1 pseudogene is annotated in these 928 nt (G+C 58.5%); it reads right to left on the reverse strand.

What is annotated here, in order from left to right:
- A pseudogene (locus P0D70_RS36630) lies at positions 1-928 on the reverse strand (hypothetical protein); the annotation flags it as partial.

The raw sequence follows: 928 nt of genomic DNA on the forward strand, positions 1-928 counted from the left end.
ACGATGAGTTCGCGTGAAAGTACTTGATGCCGCTGCCAGCATTGGTGATGTTGTTCACCGTACTGCTGATGTTGGTTACGTTGCTTGCGATGTTCGTGACGTTGTTGCTGAGGTTGGTCACGTTGTTGTTGATCGTGTTGACCTTCGCGTCTTCCGACATCAACTGGCTCACGTTCACCGTATTGCTGATGTTGGTGACGTTGCCAGCGATGTTCGTGACGTTGCCACTCAGGTTGTTCACGTTGTTATTAACCGTGTTCACCTTCGCGTCTTCCGACTGCAACTGGCTCACGTTCACCGCATCCGTCGCGGCCGCGCCGGCTGCTACGTTCGTGATTCGACGCTCCTTGCCTGTCGAGCCCACCGACACTTCGCCGTTAGCCGCCGAACCCGTACCCGAGAGCACGCCCGTACCCGGGTTATAACCGGCCGCCGACAGGTTTGCCGTGGTCGTCGAATTCGAGCCCAGCGCTACCGAGTTCGCCACAGTCGCACTTGCACCATCGCCAATCGCGATCGAATCCACCGAGCTGGCGCCAACCCTCGAGTTCTTGCCAATCGCAATGCCGCTCGTCGCCGTGGTCGCGACCGTCGCGCTTGTGCCGATCGACACGCCATCCGCCGCGTCCGAGATCGCCGCTCCGCCCACGCTCACCGCACCAACGCCGTTCGCGGTCGAATCCGCCAGCGTCGAATTCGTGTGGAAATACTTGATGCCACCACCATTGGTGATGTTGGTCACCGTGTTGTTAATGTTGGAAATGTTGCCCGTCGCCGTATTGATGTTGTTGACGGTGTTGCTCAGGTTGTTCACGTTGCTATTGACCGTGTTCACCTTTGCGTCTTCCGACATCAACTGGCTCACGTTCACTGCATCCGTCGCCGCCGAACCGGCTGCCACGTTCGTAATGCGACGCTCCGCGCCTGC

It is taken from the genome of Paraburkholderia sp. RL17-381-BIF-C (assembly GCF_046026435.1).
In the GTDB taxonomy this organism is placed as follows: domain Bacteria; phylum Pseudomonadota; class Gammaproteobacteria; order Burkholderiales; family Burkholderiaceae; genus Paraburkholderia.